The 19,640-nt window shown below is 44.7% G+C and carries 15 protein-coding genes; 1 reads left to right on the top strand and 14 read right to left on the bottom strand.

Features of this window, described 5'->3' with window-relative positions; all coding sequences use genetic code 11:
• Position 1: 1 nt before the first annotated feature.
• The 14 genes from glgD to lacZ form a co-directional block, all read right to left on the bottom strand.
• On the bottom strand, positions 2-1,114 hold the full coding sequence (glgD, locus tag M1K58_RS02700; protein WP_256757118.1) for a glucose-1-phosphate adenylyltransferase subunit GlgD: 1,113 nt from the start codon (positions 1,112-1,114) through the stop codon (positions 2-4).
• Positions 1,111-2,277, bottom strand: coding sequence for a glucose-1-phosphate adenylyltransferase (locus M1K58_RS02695; protein WP_256757117.1), 1,167 nt, complete (start codon positions 2,275-2,277; stop codon positions 1,111-1,113). Before M1K58_RS02695 ends, glgD begins: the two co-directional genes overlap by 4 nt.
• A gap of 65 nt (positions 2,278-2,342) precedes the next feature.
• The gene (gene glgB / locus M1K58_RS02690) at positions 2,343-4,250 is read right to left on the bottom strand and encodes a 1,4-alpha-glucan branching protein GlgB (RefSeq protein ID WP_256757116.1); all 1,908 of its coding nucleotides are present in this window, start codon (positions 4,248-4,250) and stop codon (positions 2,343-2,345) included.
• 293 nt (positions 4,251-4,543) lie between these two features.
• The gene (locus tag M1K58_RS02685; RefSeq protein WP_256757115.1) at positions 4,544-4,843 is read right to left on the bottom strand and encodes an STAS domain-containing protein; all 300 of its coding nucleotides are present in this window, start codon (positions 4,841-4,843) and stop codon (positions 4,544-4,546) included.
• Positions 4,844-5,263, bottom strand: coding sequence for an ATP-binding protein (locus M1K58_RS02680; RefSeq protein ID WP_256757114.1), 420 nt, complete (start codon positions 5,261-5,263; stop codon positions 4,844-4,846).
• 16 nt (positions 5,264-5,279) lie between these two features.
• Entirely contained in the window at positions 5,280-6,707 is a 1,428-nt protein-coding gene (locus M1K58_RS02675) for a PP2C family protein-serine/threonine phosphatase (RefSeq protein ID WP_256757113.1), read from the bottom strand.
• Positions 6,707-7,387: an MCP four helix bundle domain-containing protein gene (locus M1K58_RS02670; protein WP_256757112.1), complete on the bottom strand. Its 681-nt coding sequence runs from the start codon at positions 7,385-7,387 to the stop codon at positions 6,707-6,709. The genes M1K58_RS02675 and M1K58_RS02670 overlap by 1 nt, the downstream gene beginning before the upstream one ends.
• 26 nt (positions 7,388-7,413) lie before the next feature.
• On the bottom strand, positions 7,414-8,331 hold the full coding sequence (locus M1K58_RS02665; RefSeq protein WP_256757111.1) for a sensor domain-containing diguanylate cyclase: 918 nt from the start codon (positions 8,329-8,331) through the stop codon (positions 7,414-7,416).
• A gap of 24 nt (positions 8,332-8,355) precedes the next feature.
• Positions 8,356-8,658, bottom strand: coding sequence for an STAS domain-containing protein (locus tag M1K58_RS02660; protein ID WP_256757110.1), 303 nt, complete (start codon positions 8,656-8,658; stop codon positions 8,356-8,358).
• Between the two features lie 53 nt (positions 8,659-8,711).
• A complete protein-coding gene (locus M1K58_RS02655) occupies positions 8,712-10,889 on the bottom strand; it encodes a putative bifunctional diguanylate cyclase/phosphodiesterase (protein WP_256757109.1) in 2,178 nt (725 codons plus the stop codon).
• 372 nt (positions 10,890-11,261) lie between these two features.
• Complete coding sequence (gene araA / locus M1K58_RS02650; RefSeq protein WP_256757108.1) at positions 11,262-12,746, bottom strand: L-arabinose isomerase; 1,485 nt, start codon at positions 12,744-12,746, stop codon at positions 11,262-11,264.
• Positions 12,747-12,981: 235 nt separating this feature from the next.
• The gene (locus M1K58_RS02645; RefSeq protein WP_256757107.1) at positions 12,982-13,224 is read right to left on the bottom strand and encodes a DUF3892 domain-containing protein; all 243 of its coding nucleotides are present in this window, start codon (positions 13,222-13,224) and stop codon (positions 12,982-12,984) included.
• A 59-nt stretch (positions 13,225-13,283) separates the two neighbouring features.
• On the bottom strand, positions 13,284-15,473 hold the full coding sequence (locus tag M1K58_RS02640; RefSeq protein WP_256757106.1) for an alpha-galactosidase: 2,190 nt from the start codon (positions 15,471-15,473) through the stop codon (positions 13,284-13,286).
• A 45-nt stretch (positions 15,474-15,518) separates the two neighbouring features.
• Positions 15,519-18,644 carry a beta-galactosidase, LacZ type gene (gene lacZ, locus M1K58_RS02635; protein WP_256757105.1) on the bottom strand — a complete coding sequence of 1,042 codons (3,126 nt, stop codon included), beginning with the start codon at positions 18,642-18,644 and terminating at the stop codon, positions 15,519-15,521.
• 113 nt (positions 18,645-18,757) lie between these two features.
• Here lacZ and M1K58_RS02630 point away from each other — a divergent pair, with 113 nt between their 5' ends.
• Positions 18,758-19,588, top strand: coding sequence for an AraC family transcriptional regulator (locus M1K58_RS02630; RefSeq protein ID WP_256757104.1), 831 nt, complete (start codon positions 18,758-18,760; stop codon positions 19,586-19,588).
• Positions 19,589-19,640: the final 52 nt, after the last annotated feature.

The raw sequence follows: 19,640 nt of genomic DNA, 5'->3' as shown, positions 1-19,640 counted from the left end.
GTTATATAACTTTCCGCTTCAATGCGATGAATGGCATCTCTGTCGAGCCCCTAAGCTGCTGCATGGCGCGGATTTCCACTTCCTTGTCGAGAATACAATTTTCTAACGAACCATTCACTCCGATAATGCCATTCTGCATCACAATACTGTTGCGAACAACGGCTCCACTGGCAACCTTAACGCCACGAAATAGAATACTATTCGTTACTGTGCCTTCAATATCGCATCCATTCGCAACCAAGGAATGGGTCACATCAGCACCGTTACGGTAGTGCGTCGGAGGCTCATCTTTAACCTTCGTATAGATGGAGCCTGGTTTGAAAAACAGCTCATTCCAAACTCCAGGTTGTAGCAGCTCCATACTATGCTGGTAATACGCTGCGATATTATTGACAACCCCAAGTACACCCCCATGCATGTAAGCATGAACCTGTAATTCGTTCAATCGAGGCAATATCGAATGGCGTACGAAATGATCTCGGCCTTGCGCCAAGGATGTTTCCACCAAATCAAGCAATAGCTCCGTGCTAAGCACATACATTTCCATTGAAACAATATCACTATCTAGCCTGCCGAAGTGATCCTGCATTTCAACAATTCGCCCTGCCGCATTCACCTTTGCCTTACGTGCAAGTCCTGGTGTTCCTTCCAAGCTCTCTTTACAAACGACGGTAATGTCAGCACCTGTTTCACGATGCTGATCCAGCACCTTAGCGAAATCTACATTACAAACCATGTGGCTACGAGAAATCACTACGTATTCCATTGAGCTCCGGGAAAAATAATCGCGATTTCGATAGAAATGATAGAGATCACCTCTGCCGAAATCCGTCTGATCCTCCATAGATGGCGGAAGAACGAACAGCCCACTTTGTTTACGATGTAAATCCCAGTTGCTTCCGGAACCGAGATGATCCATAAGCGAGCGGAATTTCCGATGCGCGAAGACAGCGACCTTTGGAATGCCTGAATTGACCATGGAAGAAAGAGCGAAATCAATTAACCGATATCTCCCGCCGAACGGAACGGTCGCCAAGCAGCGATTAGCCGTCAGGGCTTCCATCTCATCCGCTTCATGGATTAAATTAATAACTCCCATCATAGGTAACTTCATACTGTCTCCGCCTCCTTAAGCTCTGCCTCCGGGCGGATAGTTTCACCACTACCCACAACCGCTATGTCCTCCGCATCAATGCTGCCTACTATACAGCCATCACCCACGACCGCACCCTCACCTACGATAGCCCGAATAATCTTGGCATTCTTTCCAATAATCGCGCCAGGCATCAGAATAGAAGAATCGACAACACTACCTTCCCCGACACGAGCACCATGGAATAATACCGAACGATTAACTTGCCCCTCCACGATACAACCTTCATTAATAAGTGCACTTTGCACTTTAGCCGTTGGCGCAATATATTGAGCAGGTTGATTGGGACTTGCGGAAAAAATACGCCAAGAGCGATCATTCAGTTGAAGCGACGGTTTATCTTCAAGCAAATCCATGTTGGCTTCCCACAAGCTATCAATTGTCCCTACGTCTTTCCAGTAGTCATTAAATTGATAGGAAAATAAACGAGCATTATCTTGAAGTAACGTAGGAATTATATCTTTACCGAAATCATTAGACGAAAGACGCTCCGCCTCATCACGGATCAACGCTTCCTTCAAAACCGCCCAAGAAAACATATAAACACCCATAGACGCAAGATTACTAGCTGGCTTCTTTGGTTTCTCCGCAAATTCGACAACTCTGCCTTCATCATCTACGCTCAAGATTCCAAATCTGCTCGCATCAGCCCAAGGTACACTAATGACTGCTATCGTTGCATCTGCACGGTTCTTTTTATGTGCATCTAATAGATGGTCATAATTCATTTTGTAGATGTGATCTCCAGAAATGATAAGCACATATTCCGGATCATAGCGTTCAATAAATCCTAGATTCTGATAAATTGCGTTCGCTGTGCCTTTATACCAGGTGCCGCCCTTCTGACGAACATATGGCGGAAGTACATGCATACCACCCTCACGTCGATCCAGCCCCCAAGGAGTACCGATGCCAAGATGCTGAGTCAATTCAAGCGGCTGATATTGCGTAAGTACACCAACGGTTTCTATTCCCGAATGAACGCAGTTACTTAAAGTGAAATCTATAATCCGGTATTTCCCTCCGAAATGAACGCCGGGTTTAGCTAAATCCTTAGTAAGAACACCCAATCTCCGCCCTTCCCCACCGGCTAGCAGCATGGCAATACACTCATTTTTGCGCATGAACTTCACTCCTCCCCAAGTAAAACGGCTTCGCCGTCCGAAATCTTAATGATCCTTGTGACTGATCAAGCTGATTCTGACTTCCACAGTTGGATGGATAGAGCGGGAACCGAAATTTCTATGCTATAGGGCTTACCGTGAAGAGGTATATTTTGTGCAACGATTTGGGATGGGAATTGCATTCCCGTTCCTCCATATTCCGATTTATCGCTATTAAGCAACAGGCGATACTTCCCTGGTTGAGATACTCCAATACGATAAATAGGGTGCGCATGTCTAGAGAAATTGCAAACCGTTATGATGGGACGATTGGACAACTGATCATTACGTTGGAAGGAAAGCATACACTGAGAGGCGTTATTGACATCAATCCACTCGAATCCGCTCTGCTCGTGATCACTTTCCCATAACGCTGAATGGTCCAAATACATGTGATTGAGCTCTCGGACATACCGCAGCATACTATCGTGTGAAGGATATTGTAGCAGGCTCCAATCTAGACCGGCATAATCCTTCCATTCGTCGAACTGTCCGAATTCACCACCCATGAAGAGTAGCTTCTTACCGGGATGCGTGATCCAATATCCGTAAAACAAACGAAGATTAGCAAATTTCTCTTGATAATTACCTGGCATCTTGTTTAATAACGAACGTTTACCGTGTACAACTTCATCGTGGGATAGAGGTAAAACATAATTTTCGGAAAAGGCATAATGTAGAGAAAACGTGATGAGAGAGTGGTGGGATGATCTATGGTCTGGGTCTGTCTCCATATAGCGGAGCATATCGTTCATCCAGCCCATATTCCATTTGTAGTTAAATCCGAGACCTCCTAGGTAGGTGGGTGATGTGACCGCAGGGTAGGATGAAGAATCTTCTGCCATCATGAGACTCTCGGGATAATAGAGAAAGACGGTTTCATTAAGCTTACGTAGAAATTGGAGTGCATCGATGTCCTCAGTTCCACCATAGCGGTTAACTGTCTTCATCGATTCGGGCTTATCAAAATTTAGGTCAATCATACTAGCAACGGCATCTACCCTCAGACCATCGATATGGTAGATATCAAGCCAGAACAATGCATTGGAGAGCAGGAAGCTCTGAACTTGCGGTTTGCCAAAATCAAAGGCAAGAGTGCCCCATAACGGCTTCTCTGCGCGGCGATAATCCGAGCTTTCGTATAAAGCTGTTCCATCAAATAGCCTAAGGCCATGATCATCTTTACAAAAATGACCACAAACCCAATCTAACAATACTCCGATTCCACGACGGTGACAGTGATCAACGAGCTTCTTCAGCCCATCCGCCGGCCCGTAACGGCTAGTAGCAGCGTAATAGCCAGTTGCCTGGTATCCCCATGAACGATCTAACGGATGCTCAGTAATCGGCAATACTTCAATATGGGTATACCCCATTGAACATACATAGTCGACAAGCTCTTGCGAAAGCTGCTCATAATCTCGAAATTGCTCCGGAGCGTCCATTCGCCAAGATGCGAGATGAACCTCATAAATAAGCATAGGCTTATCGTAGGGAAGATTTCTCTTTTTATTCATTTGCCATTCCTGATCCTGCCACGCGTGGTTATTAAGTGAAGAAATGATAGATGCAGTATTGGGTCGTAATTCACTTTGAAAGCCGAAAGGATCGGTTTTTAATTGTCGTTCTCCGCTAGCATTCACGATCTCGTACTTGTATCGAGCACCTTCGTGTAAATTCGGGCCGAATCCAACCCACACTCCCGTTGTCCCTACCTGCGTCATACTCACATGTCGATCGGCACTACTCCAATTGTTGAAGTCGCCACTGACGTAAACCTCACGAGCATAAGGAGCCCACAGCACGAAGCGAACACCTGATTGACCTTCAAATTCCATTGGATGAGCCCCGAAAGTACAATAGGCACGAAATAGTTGCCCGGTATTGAACAAGTACAGGTCGTCGGATGAAACCAAAGCCGGCGAAACCTGCATGCCAAGTCACCTCCCGACGAATAGGGCTTACTATCAGCGTTCACAACTACTAGAAATGTCATCCTGTGGTCAAAAATGTCAACTGAATGTTAACATACCTTACAAATTACGCAGAACTTACATTAATAATAACGAATATTATGAAAAAGGTCACCTCATTTTCAAAAAAGTCGTAAAAAAGTTTGTGGAATCATCCCCACATTGAGTTCATTGTATGCCTTACAAGTAATTCGTATTCCTATTCCCATTCTCCTGCTACCTTCTCGTAGGAAGTGAAAGAAATCGTAATTGGATTATGTCAACTTGAACAAATGCGTAAGCTGGGTAAGCTCGAATAGCTTATACATGTCCCCTTGAAGACCCGTGATCACAACCTCGCCCCCAAGCTTGTCCGCTCTCTTGTGAATGGCAAGCAGGAATCCAATGCCAGAGCTATCGATGTAATCCATTGCGGTCATATCAAACCAAAAACGGTTATAGCCTGCACCGAGATAAGGAAACAATCGTTCGCGAAGATCAATGGCTTTGTCGGCATAGACCTTTCCGGATAATACAATCTCTACAATGCCATTATGAATACGAATATTATCCATCTATTTCGCCCCTTGCCCGCCTATTCTTTTGACCATTGTTACTTCGTTACCGACTTCGTTATAGTAGATATCATCGAATACTTGCTCCATGATTAATAATCCTCTACCCGATTCGCTCATGATTTTATCCGCTTTAACTCGAGCACGCTTATCCCTTGATCTCCTTAATGAAAAACCTTGACCAAGGTCTTTAACCCGAATGACGAGATTATGCTCATCCACCTTACTCACCTTCATAACGACCAACGGTTTAGCGGATTCCCTATTCCCATGTAAAAAGGCATTATTTAGCGCTTCGTTTACCGCAATCTCGATAAGGGTATGACCCTTTGGAAACCAATCTTTCAGAAGCTCACCGACACTATTACGAAAATATGCATACATGTTCATGTCACTGAATCGAAGCTCTATCTCTTCCATGCCGACTCTCCCCTATCTACTCCGATTTGCTGTTAGTAGGCCGCCGCAAATAAATACAAATCGCAGAAGCATCATCTCGATTCGTGCCCTGTTTTGCTAATCTCCTTAAAGCAGTAACATATTGCTCGAAGCTATTACAATCATCCCTATCCATAGTTGTGAGCTCTAGTAAACCATCACTGGCGAAGATGACTCCAGCCTCAGCGTTCAACGTAACGATTTGCTGCTCATAACTACAATTTTCCAATAACCCTACATACCCTCCCGGGGTTTTCACCAATGAAATGCTACCTTCTTCATAGCTAATGAAATGGTTGATCCCACCGCTTGTTATGGATAAGCGACCCGTTTCAACATCTAATTCAAAGCTTATGACCGCTGCGAATGTATCCTCACTGAAATATTGAACAGTCTCATTATTTACTCGCGCTAGCCTTTCATGGAGTGGTTCCTCCCGATGACTGCCTTGGCGGAGCAAAACCCGAATCGCACACGCTTGCAACGCTGGAGTCATCCCGTGACCCATAATATCAATAACAAAACCGTACAGGCGCTTACGCTGCTCATCCCATACATAGTCTATAAAATCTCCACTAACGAATTGTTGAGGCTCATAGATCATACTCACCTGCACCCAATCGTTCTCGAATTCACTAGGCACAAGCTTCCGTTGGAAGTCCCCGGTTTTCATCACTTCTTTGCGAATCATTAAATTTTGCAGCATCGTGTTAAATGATTTCGATAATTGACCAACTTCATCATCTCTATCTACAACCAGTAGCGGCAATCGATAATGTCCATCCGCTACCTTATCCATCATCCTGATCAGCCTGCTTAACGGTCTTAAAATAAAGGTCATAACGGCCCAAGTAGCCACAGCGACGATTAATAAATTCAGCAATAGGATGATCAAGCCAATTCGTTTCAAATGCTCCACTTTAGCATCTGACTGATGCTGAACGATTGTCACATAACGATTAATATCAAAGCTTAAAAGATCATAAATCGATTGAATAGAAGACTTTAAAACTGCACTGTCCTTGACTGAAGACTCGTATAGAAGCTCGTCTAATAGAGCATGCATCTCAGCCCAGCTCCGCGACACCTTCTCATTAAGGAAACTCGCGCTTTCCAAGCTTTGCACCGAGGAACGGATTGTCTCATTTCCATATGTTAATATTTGAAGATTATGATCAAACTTTTGAATCACTCGTAGTAGCTCATCACGCTCTTCGGGAACATCTGCAGAAAGCTGCTGTGCTAATCTATAAATTTTCTCAGCATTCATTCGCTGCATTCCTGATAGATTGATAATAGCCGCATCACTCTGCATACTCGAAATGACTGGAGAAGCAAGCAGAAGCGACCCTGCATTGAGCAGAAAAAAGGTTACAAACACAACACCCAGCTTCAGGCTTAGCTTCATGTTTTTCAACTTCGTCATCAGCGTGTCCTTAAAATGTCTTCTATACAGTCATTTTTCATCTTACTCGCTATTCTAAAGAACCCTATGGCAAGAAGAATCGATATAAGTATGCTACCAATTAGGATGAAATCAACGGATACCTTGTTATTTCTCATTTCGACTAATAGATCCTGCATTAACTTTTCATTGTAATCAACAAGAGCATTATATTGCTTAATGATTTCATTTAGATGCGGCTTTGCATATCGCTGAAAGTAAGCATAGACTTCCTCATCTCTTCCGGTAACCGCCATAATCTCGACCTTCTTACGTTCAGGCCGGTATACATCGGTTGCCTCTTTAATATTACTGAGCTTATCTTTCTGATAAGAATCAATGTTACCTGCTCGTAACATCTCCAGCAGTTCATCATTACGGACAATCAATTTATTAATTTCTTCTTGTAAATTGATTATTTCCTGCGTGTCCGTAGCTAGCATCAATTCCTTCGTGTTCCGCTCAACCACATGGAAGTTCAAGCTTGCTTCTCCAGCCCACTTTATCGAAAGCAGCCGAGCCTTATAGATTTCCCCCTCATTGCGTTCCGTTTTTTCGATATATTTAGATCCAATGAAGCTCACCAAAAGGACGAACGCAATGCCGACCAGAATGATCGATATTAATTTCCCTCTAAATTTCATATCTCGCATCACGTTCATCTCACCTCCTCTTTTATCCCGTCAAATCAATAAGCTTTTCGTTTCTTGTCCGCATACATGGAGAAATCGGCCTTACGCAGCATTTGTTCCAAATCCTCAGCATCCTCTGGAAAAACACTAATCCCCACACTTGCGGTAACTACCATCTCTTGCTCATCAAAAATAAATGGCTCAAGCATATTTTGCACGATCGCACTTTTCACTCTCTCCGCATCCTTCCTGGTTGAAATATACGGAAGAATAACCGTGAATTCGTCGCCTGCAAGTCTAGAAACCAAATCAGACTGCCGAACAGACTGTTTAATTCTTTTGGCGGTCAAGCGAAGTAGCTTATCCCCTTCCACATGCCCGAAACGATCATTAACCAGCTTGAAGTTATTTAAGTCGATAAATAGCAAGGCAGCCATAGTCGAGCTTTTTTTCGCCTGAAGAAGTGTATCCTTCAGTGTTTCTAAAAATAGAGAGCGATTTGGGAGTCCCGTTAATTCATCATAGTGGGCCAAATAAGTTAAATGCTCTTCGGATTTTTTCTGAATCGTGATATCGCTAAAAATACCAACATAATTAATTGTGCGCCCTTCATCATCCCGGATTGCATTAATAGATAATCGTTCAGGGAATAGTTCTCCGTTCTTTCTCCGATTCCAGATTTCACCTCTCCAATTGCCCGTCTCATGAATCGTTGCCCACATGCGAATATAGAATTGCGCTTCATGATTGCCCGAAGAAATAATACGCGGGGTATGTCCTATAACTTCATCCATGGTGTATCCCGTCAACTTTGTGAATGCAGGATTAACACATAGAATCCGATTTTTGGTATCGGTGATCATCATTCCTTCATCCGAACACTCGAACACCTTAGCGTGTAGACGTAGTCGTTCCTCTGCCTGTTGGTGCGATGCCTCTACGTAGCCTTCAGCCTCGAACACATCGTAATTCATATCAATCACCCCTTGCCTAGGCTGTTATTCTCTTTCGAATACACTCGTTAGACGAGTCAGCTCGAATAGCTCTAGGACACCACCCTGCAATCCCACGAGTTTGACTCCCCCACCAATCTGCCGCGCTTTCTTCTGAACAGCAACAAGCATCCCAAGTCCTGAGCTATCGATATAAGTTACATCACTAAGGTGGACAACAAATTGAGAATAGCCTCTATCGATGAAGGGAAATAACTTCTCTTTAATTAGAGCCGCTTCATCCACGTAGATTTTCCCATGCAGTCGCAAAATGATTTCCCCGTTATCAACTACGATTTCATGAATCATCGTCGCCCCCCCCCCCAGACTTCTGTAAGCTCGCTTATCTTAGAGCCCGCCAGTTATTGAATACCCTTTATTTGCAAATTCATGTAGTTACTAAATTCGTTAGCTGGCAATGGTTTACTGAACAAGTACCCTTGAGCCTCATCGCAAGCATGGTCTGTCAAATACATCAGCTGCTCCATCGTCTCTACACCTTCAGCTACAACAGCTATATTTAAGTGATGAGCCATCGCTGTAATAGACGCAACGATAGCCGCATCGCTCGGATCGGTTGTAATATCTCTCACGAACGAACGGTCTATCTTGAGCCGATCGATAGGTAGACGCTTAAGATAGTTTAGCGAGCTGTATCCCGTGCCGAAATCATCAATATCTACCAATACGCCCAAAGACTTTAATTGATTTAACTTCTGAGCAGCTTGTCCAATATCCATTGCCATGCTTTCCGTAATTTCTAGTACTAAGGTTTGGGGAGGAATACCCACATCTCTCATAATTAAAGAAATCGTCTCTACGAGTCGTTCTTGATCAAATTGACGACTGGATAAATTCACCGCAAAGGTTGGTATGTCTAAGCCATTATTTTGCCATTCCAACCATTGATCACACGCCTCTCTTAGAACCCATTCCCCTAATGGGATAATAAAACCCGTTTCCTCGGCAATGGGGATGAAATCTGCAGGTGAGATGAGACCTCTTCGCGGATGGTTCCACCGAATTAATGCTTCGACACCCGTTACTCTGTTCCGAGCAATATCGATTCGCGGCTGATAATAAAGAACGAACTCTTTATTTTCAAGCGCTTTGTGCAATTCGTGCTCTATCGCAACATTATCCTGGTTTGGCTTCATATCTGACGTATACATCTCGACTTTGCTACGCCGCTCCTTCGCACGGTACATAGCAATGTCAGCTTGCTTCATCAATAACTCTGGAGTATCGCCATCTCGTGGAAATAGCGAAATCCCGATACTACCCGACATCCGGTATTCCTTATCTTCAACTCTGCAAGGGGTTCCTATCTCCTCAAGCAGCAGATGACCTAACCTCACCATATCCTTTGGATTCCCTGTATATGCAACAACGACGCTAAATTCATCCCCACCCATTCTGGCGAGGTAACCTCTTCCCTCGCAAAAATGCCTCAGCTTGACTGCAATCGCCCTCAGAAGTGAATCTCCAAAAGTATGACCCATCGTATCGTTCACTGACTTAAACCTGTCAATGTCCAGAAGCAACAGAGCATAATCCCCCCTGTCGTCCAATCCGATTTTCTCGTATAGAGTCGCCATAAATTTACGTCTGTTAGGCAGCCCGGTGAGCTCATCAACAAAGGCTAGCTCCTTATAGCGATGTTCACTTTGTTCAATATGCTTCTTATGTTCTAAGAGCGCTCGCTTCGTCTGCTTCTGAATAGCAAAAGGCTCATCTACGGTCACGACATAAATCCCGATCAAAAAGCCGTAATAGCCAAGCAACTTAAAAATATGCCCTAGCAGGTTAATGCTATCTTGCTCCACTTTATTTAAGGTGAACATGATCCCACCCAGAATGAGTAGGATTAGCGCCCAGGCGAGTGTGAGCAGATATCCATTCCTACGTCGACAATACATACTCATAAGCAGCGCAATGGATAGTAGCTTCAGCAGGATGCACGTATGTTCAATGCCAACTTTCAATCTCGTTGATCCTAGATCGCTCAAGAGGAGAGGGGGCAAGTGTGAAGCATTTTCAAACAAATAAATAGACACTGCCACGAAGGCGACCAATGCAAATGAAAACAATACACTTCTGGATAAAAAATGAACGGAAGAACGTTGGAAGATAGCAAATGTGATTAACAATCCTGCAGATTCGACGATCCGAGCAACACTCCAGAACCATGTTGAGCTTTCAGGATTCAATGCAAATAAAGGCATCCCATAGTAGGTCATCATATGCATCGAATCAAGCAGACCTACTCCTAGGAAAACGGCAGCAAGCAGCAACGCCTGCCTAGTAATGGAATGAATCGAGGTTAGCCAGCCTTGAAGGGCTATGGATAACGAAACCACAATACTTCCCAGCTCCAAAAACGTGTGAAAACTAATATAATTGTTATCTTCCATAACAAAATACGTCCATGGACTCATCATGATGACCAGAAGCACTCCAGCTAGAGCAGCAAGTATTGGCCATCGAACACCCTTCAAGGTTGGGGGTTTATTCGAACTGAACTCTATCTTCGTATCCATACCCCGTTCACCTCAGAAACTGCAAATGATAACTTAGCCTATTAAATTCAATAATTTGTCACATTTATGAAAGCGGTTAACATCTGGAATGGGGGATTTCCCCCGTTTCTGAGAATTACAATTGGCGCAGAATACATTTCCATACGGACTTAAGCTCTGTTATACCTAGGATTTCAGCCTTCTACAATTTATCTGTACTTATGCTAATTTTCGGCAAGATGTATAGTTTTATCCTATTTGTAAAACTTTCCCGTGTAAGTGATAATTGTCACATTCACCACACCCTAAACCACATAGAAAAACCCCCGATCTCACTACATGATCGGGGGTTTGAACTTATTTGGATTAGCTTATCCTTATGTTCCTATTCCTTTATTTCCAAGCAACCTGACTCCAGCGTAGCTCATTGCGGAATTGTACTGGGTTCGTGTTCTTATCGATAACAACGCATTCGATTCCGACAATTTCCGCGAAGTCTAGCATTTGCTCTGTCGTGACAGCGAAGGAATATACGGTGTGATGGGCACCACCAGCTAATATCCATGCTTCTGCTCCTAGCTGTAAGGAAGGCTGCGGCTTCCACAGTACTCGTGCTACCGGCAGCTTCGGCATTGCTTGATCTACTTTTACACCTTCAACTTCATTTACAATCATTCGGAAACGGTTACCCATGTCTACAACAGACACATTGATCGCCGATCCGCCCTTCCCATCGAACACGATGCGTGCAGGATCCGCTTTACCTCCGATTCCGAGAGGATGAACCTCGATGCGAGGCTTGGAAGCAGCTAATGTCGGACACACCTCCAGCATATGTGACCCAAGCACGAGCTCATTGCCAGGTTCAAAGTGATAGGTATAATCTTCCATGAACGAAGTATCCACACCCCCAGCGATAATTTTCACAAGACGAGTGAGTGCCGCGGTTTTCCAATCCCCTTCTCCTGCGAAGCCGTAACCTTGCTCCATTAACCGTTGAGCAGCGAGTCCAGGCAGTTGCTCCAAGCCATGTAAATCCTCGAATGTCGTTGTGAAAGCTGTGTATCCACCTTCTTCTAAGAATGATTTCAGCGCAATCTCAATACGAGCTTGATACGCAATGGCGTTACGAACAGACCCTTCTGTGCGACCTTCTTCAACAATGGTGTATTTCTCATCATACTCTGCCAACAGCTCGTTAACCGCTTGTTCCGATACTGCATTAACACGTTCAACGAGATCACCAACGCCGTAACCATTCACTTCCCAGCCAAACTTTATTTGCGCTTCAACCTTATCCCCATCCGTAACGGCAACTTGACGCATATTGTCTCCGAAGCGTGCAACCTTTAACTGACGACTCTCCGAGTAAGCCGCTGCAGTGCGAATCCATCCACCGATTCTATTACGAACCTGCTTATCCTGCCAATAACCGACAACGACTTTGCGAGCAATGCCCATACGAGCACCGATAAAGCCATATTCGCGATCCCCATGAGCAGCTTGGTTTGTATTCATGAAATCCATGTCGATCGTATCCCAAGGGATATCTCGATTATATTGGGTATGCAAGTGAAGCAAAGGCTTGCGAAGCTCAGAAAGCCCAGCAATCCACATTTTTGCAGGTGAAAACGTATGCATCCACGTGATGATACCCGCGCAGGATTCACTCGAATTTGCCTCAATGCAAATTTGGCGGATCTCCTGAGAAGTTTTAACGACTGATTTGAATACAATCGGGAATGGAACGTTAGAGTCACTTGCTAAGCTTCGCGCTATCTCTTCGGAATGGGTAGCAACCTCCTCCAAAGTTTCAGGACCGTACAAATGTTGGCTACCTGTAATAAACCAGAATTCATAATGCTTCAATTGCAACATAAGGAAACCCTCCATTATTGTTAAATGATAAAATTCAAACTTGTACGTACATGATAATAAACTTATATTACTGCTATTTTAGGCTTAATACAACCAGATATTTATTATTTATTCATAATAAACGAAGACTCCTTCTAATATATATTCAATGTTGTACATACCAGTACTTAAGGAGCTCCCCTTCATAAGTAGACAAAAAAAGAAACCGCGTTATCCACGGTTTCTTTACCATCCGTTAAAAAGTTGGCAGTTGATCTAGGTTGTTGTCTGTACGACCGTCTGGATCAGAGCGCAGGTGCTCGTCCCCGTCACGACCCTTAAACACATTGACGTTTGCAATTTCATCGTTTTTGGCCATTTGCTGAGCTTCTTTATAGCCTACAACTTGACCAGATGACAGCTGCATTTCCACGATATCGCCATCCCCATTTTTGCGAACAGCTACAATCTGTTGTTGCTTCCCATCCTGTTGTTCCATATGACTCACCTCCAAGAGGTTAGTCTTTGCAACAGCAAGAGAGTTCATTCATGACCTTCTTATTTTTTAATGAGGCGCCACGTATAGCTCTGATAGTCCCCATCTAATTTTGGAATGGCTAGACCGGCATACATGAGCTGATCGCCTCCATAGAGGGCTTCCTCATCTCCAACCTGATATTTCGCATCCGGATCTAGACCCTTGAATTTGAGCCAATCGAGTGGCGCATTCGGCTCGGCCAACACTCGTACATACACAACGAATGCTTCAGATCCATCCCCCGCAACCATCATCCAGGAAGTATCATTGCCTTCGAATGGACTGCGCAGCCGATAAAAGTCACCAAATTGCACGAGATGGCGAATTTCTTTGTACTGCTGCACTTGGGCTTTTATTTGATCTTTCTCAAGATCAGTCAACTGTGTTAAGTCCAGCTCATAGCCAAAGTTACCAGACATCGCTACATCCCCTCGTGTCTTCAGCGAAGTCATGCGATGCACCTGGTGATTCGGAACTGCGGATACATGGGCTCCCATCGTGCTAATCGGATAAACCATACTCGTCCCGTATTGAATCCGCAAGCGACTCACGGCATCCGTATTATCACTTGTCCATGTTTGTGGCATGTAATAGAGCATACCTGGATCGAAGCGACCGCCTCCCCCAGAACAGCTCTCGAATAAGATGTTTGGAAATTCAGAGGTAATTGTTTCCAACACCTTGTATAAGCCAAGCATGTAACGATGCGCGGTTTCACGCTGCCGCTCAGGCGCTAACAATGCAGAGCCAATCTCCGTCATGTTACGGTTCATATCCCACTTCACGTATGTGATTGGAGCAGAACGAAGTACTGAGCCGATAGATTCGATTAAATATTCACATACATCCTCACGAGATAGATCAAGAATTAACTGCTGACGTGCCTCAGTTCGCCTACGATCAGGAACATGAAGGCACCAGTCTGGATGTGCACGATACAAATCACTGTCCGGAGAAACCATCTCCGGCTCGAACCATAAACCAAACTGCATATCGAGTCGATTCACCCGCTCTGCCAGATCCGCTAAACCACCAGGCAACTTACGGTAATCAACCTTCCAGTCGCCTAGCGAAGAGTCATCGTTATCCCGATGACCAAACCAGCCGTCATCCAATACGAATAGCTCTATACCAAGCTCTTGTCCAACCTTTGCGATATTCTCAATCTTATCCGCATTGAATTGAAAGTAGGTCGCCTCCCAGTTATTCACGAGAACCGGCCTCGTGCGATCACGGTGAATACCACGACACAATCGGCTCCGGTATAAACGATGATAGATTCTCGACATTCCACCGAGCCCCGCTCCGGAATACACCATGACCATTTCTGGGGTTTGGAACTCTTGCCCTGCCTCTAATCGCCATTCGAAATCAAACGGATTAATCCCCATTGTAACCCGAGTCGTCCGGAATTGGTCGACCTCCGCTTGAGCGATGAAGCTTCCGCTGTAAACGAGACTGAAGCCATAAGCTTCACCTTGCTCCTCATCCGTATTCGGGGAAACGAGAGCGATAAATGGGTTTTGCTGATGACTGCTCGACCCTCTACGACTTTCGACCGATTGGATACCCGGAACGACCTGTCGTCTGAACATATCCCTTTCCCGCGACCAAGCTCCTGATAGCTGTAGAAAATGAAACTTATCGTGACGGAAATCCACGCTACCACTTAATGCCCGAAGCAGGCGCAGTGTTGTATTGCCCTTATTCTTTAATTTGACCGATCTTACGATCGCATCATGCTCTGCAAATACGGAATAGATGAGCATTACACGCAATCCGCTTTTCTCATCCTGCAGTTCTAGCTCCAACGTGTGTGCTTCCGAATCGTTCTCTGCATATGTTGAAGGCAAGCCCTTTAGCTGCGGTTTGCCAGACGATATCCGATGCTCGACGTAAGTAAGCTCTGTAATCGTTGAACCATCCTCAAGCTGAACTTGATAGGCAGGGTGACGAAAATCACTGCTCCCATACGCCGGGTATTCTTGTGGAAGGGTATCGAAGGAGATCGTCCGATCTTCCGGGTAAGGATTAGGTGAGAAGGAAGCACGCTCCTGAAAATTAAGCATTCCCACCCACGGCGCATCCGACACTTTGCGCCCCCAATAAGCATGCATAGGCACACCGTTCTTGTTTAATTGGATAATGTAACTTGTATTCGGGCCCTGTAGATGGAATAAACGATGTTCCTCATTGTAATGAATTCCCATATTGATCCTCCGATATATTTATAATCTACATATTGTACAGCCAGTTTAACCAACAATCCCTTTAAGAACAAAAGAATAGGAATAATGACGATTAGCAAACAGCATAAAATCGGGATGTGTCCTTGCGCCCCAGCTATCGTCTCCGCCGACACCCATTTGTTTATAGTTGACTCGAACGACTGATTTAGTTGGTAGAGGTAGAAGATGGTGATGGTCATATTGCTCCATCTCTTGAGGTGTGTAAGGGAGCACATTAAGCTCGAATACAGGTGATCCTTCAAGCTTGATTCCCAAGCCATCTTCATTAGTCAGCATCGCGTAGCGCACTTCCGTCTTGTTCCCAGTTTCTTGTGGCCTTAGGTAGGGTGCAGCCTGCTCGTTCACTTTACCCGTAAATAGACCGAGCCTAGCCCCCGAGCTACGGTCCCAATAATTCTCGTGTGGACCATTACCATACCAAGTGACTGTATCGAACGCTTTGTCTAGCTCGAAGAGAACCCCGATCTCCGGAATTTCCGGAACACCTTTCCCCGGACGAAGTGTCAGCCTCACTTCGATCTCGCCATTGCCATGAATCGAATAAATCATGGAACAATGCGAAACCGAATTTGTTGAAAGGGTGTACTCTACGATAACTTCAGCACCAGCTGAGGTCGCTCTCGTCGCAAATCTTGCAAGCTTGCGATTCTGACCCGCTTCCCTCCAGACGGCACAGCGCTCTTGATGCTTATTACCTCTGTCATTATCCGTATAGGCTCTCCAGAAGTTCGGAGCCATTCCTTGCTTTAATAATTGCGCACCCTTCACCTGATAAGAAACCATATCCCCTGTTAAAGTATTGAAGCTAACAGAGAAGCCGTCTCCCTTCGCGACCCATTCCTGTCCACTGGATACGATGTCCAGTGGCTTAGCATCTTCGACAGCTAACTCAACTACAGCACGAGCTTGAATCGGCAGCACAAATTGCTCGAATGCCATTTCGTGACCCGCTTCGGCCCATGCTGTCCCCTGTTGCAATAGAATCGCAATGGTAAGCACGAATTCATCACCAATATCCGCTTCTGATGGATAAGAGTGGGATAAATCTAACATTGCCGATTGACCTGCAGGTACTTGAATGACTTGTTTGCCTTCCTTAACAAGAACGCCGCTGCTTTCTAATTTCCATGCCAACTGATAGGCATTCAAATCTGTGAACAGATGGCGATTAGTTACAATAAACTGTCCGTTTTCCAGGCTTTCAGCTGTAAACTTCACATTCTGGTAGCATTTCTTAACTTCATATAGCTTTGGTGAAACCGTACGATCCGCGAAAATAAGACCATTACCACAGAAGTTCCCATCATGGGGAGACTCCCCGAAATCCCCACCATAAGCCATGTGAGATGAACCATCTGCAGCTTGTACACGAATAGCTTGGTCAATCCAATCCCAAATGAACCCTCCCTGCAGGATCGGATATTTCTCGAATAGCTCCGTATATTTATATAATCCACCACATGAATTTCCCATCGCATGGCTATATTCGCACAAGATAAGAGGCTTGGACGGAGCTGGATTTCGAAGCGCATATTGCTCAATATCCCACGGCTTCGAATACATCTGGCTTTCGATATCTGTAGCGGCTTCCGACTTACGCCAATGGAATACCCCTTCATAATGCACGACACGGGAAGGATCCTTAGCTCGAAGAAAATCATGCATGAGCACAAAATTATCCCCGCCTAACGATTCGTTGCCTAATGACCAGATAATAACAGACGGATGATTCTTATCGTGCTGCAGCATGGAATTACAGCGATCGAGGACATTATCGCGCCATTCCCGTTTACTGCCGGGAACGGTATTTAATTCCTCCTGCTGACCGTATACCCATGAGCCATGAGTTTCTAGATTTGTTTCATCAATAACATACAAGCCGTACTCATCACATAACTCATACCATCTCGACTGATTCGGATAATGGGAAGTCCGAACCGCATTAATGTTGTGTGATTTCATCAGAATAACATCCTTGACCATATCCTCTTCGCCAAGTGCACGCCCTGTATCGCATGAAAACTCATGCCGATTTACACCCTTGAATTCAATACGTTCGCCATTGATCTTCATAAGTCCGTCGTGAATCTCAAACCTGCGGAAACCAACCTTGCAGCTTACGAATTGTACAGGTTGCTCATCCTCATTCGATAGCTGAAGGACTAGCGTGTATAAATTTGGCTGCTCTGCACTCCATTTCAACGGATTAGAAACTGCTATTGAGCCTTGAACCTCAAGGCTTTCATTTGAACCGATAGCCGCCTCAATCTTCAGTGCCTGTTCCAGCACCGAATAATTCTGAGAATCGTATAACTCAGCTTCCACGACCAGTGCTCCAACATTTTTCCGGAAGTAATTCTGAATGGTTACATCGACTCTTAACCGTGCATCTCGGAATTCATCATCCAAGTCTGTATGGACAAAGAAATCATATATTTGCGTATTCGGCGCCGTAAACAAATACACATCGCGGAATATTCCACTCATCCGCCAGAAATCCTGATCCTCAAGCCAGCTCGCATCGCACCAGCGATAAACCTCTACTGCCAGCTTATTTTCCCCAGCAACGAGATAAGGGGTTAGATCGAACTCTGCAGGAGTAAACGAATCCTCGCTATAACCTACGAGTTCCCCATTTAACCATACGTAGAAAGCAGATTCCACACCTTGAAAGCTAATAAACACCGGCTTACCCTGCCAACCCTCAGGTACCTCGAATGTACGAATGTACGATCCTACTGGATTATACTTCGTTGGTGCAAACGGTGGCTGTAACACTTCGGAATCGATCCACGGGTATTTAACGTTAGTGTATTGCGGATAATCGTACCCCTGAAGCTGCCAGTGAGCCGGAACTACGATTTCCTCCCAACTGCTATCATCGAATGCTAGCTCATAGAAATCTTTAATCCGCTTGTCCGGATTTTCCGCAAACGAGAACTTCCACAATCCATTCAAGGATGAATAATGCTTAGAAGCTTGTCGTTCACCCTTCAACGCTTCTTCCAAGGAGTCATAGGTCATTAAAGTCGCATGGGCATCCATGCGATTAAGTTGAAATATCTCAGGGTTATTATTCCACTCTGGATAACCATTGTTAGGCGGCGCGTATTTGAATTTTGACTTAGACAAATGTTACACTCCCTATAATAATATAACTATATTCATATTATAAAATGATATCTATCCTTTTTGTATTTAACAATATTCACATGACTATCAAAATATGAAAGTAGTGATCCCTCATGACCAAACCCTCCTTCCCTGTCGTGACCGAGAAGGACGCCCAGCTTCCGCTATACTTGACCAGTATCGGGTACTGGGAATCCCAAGAGCGCACGAAGCGTCCTGACGGGTTTCCAGATTATCAATGGCTGCAAGCTATTGCAGGTACAGGTGAACTATTGATCAACAATCAAATCTATCCTGTCAAACCAGGTCAAGGATTTTTACTATTTCCGAATGAAGCTCATATGTACCAGCCGTTATCTGAGCCTTGGGGAGTCCATTGGGTTTCTTTTAACGGCAGCCTCGTACCCCAACTTCTCCAGCAATCTGGAATAACGAGATCAGGTGTCTTCACATTAACGACTCCAGATAGTCTAATCATGCATATCACGAATATTTACAATATGTCATCTACAGGACACCCCTTCTTAGCTATGGAATGCTCGAAGCTCCTTTATTCATTCCTACTGGATCTTATGAGAAGCGTCTGGACAAACTCGCCTTCGACAGCCCACAATTACATGAAGCTCCATCCCGTAACCCAATTCATTGAAGCCAACTGCCACCGTCCAATTACGATTGACGAGATGGCTCATTGCATTGAGGTCAGTCCGCAATATCTGTGTCACCTGTTTAAGATTACGTTAAAGATGAGACCTATGGAGTACGTCAACCGAGAACGAATCAATAAGAGCAAGGAATGGATGTTCCGTGAGCCGAATATGAAGATGCAGGACATCGCCCTTCGGATTGGGTTCGATAATCCTAGCTATTTCAGCTCCGTATTTAAGAAAATAGAGGGAGTTAGCCCGGAGCAGTTTCGGAGGTCTTACGGTAGACGAGGTTGATAGCTTCAGTCAGCCTCCCTTACCCATTCAGATTTCACGATTTCAACAACAA

The sequence above is a fragment of the Cohnella sp. WQ 127256 genome, from assembly GCF_024519285.1.
GTDB lineage: Bacteria > Bacillota > Bacilli > Paenibacillales > Paenibacillaceae > Cohnella.
Note: the sequence above shows the minus strand (reverse complement) of the source record. Positions and strands in the feature narration are given on the sequence as shown.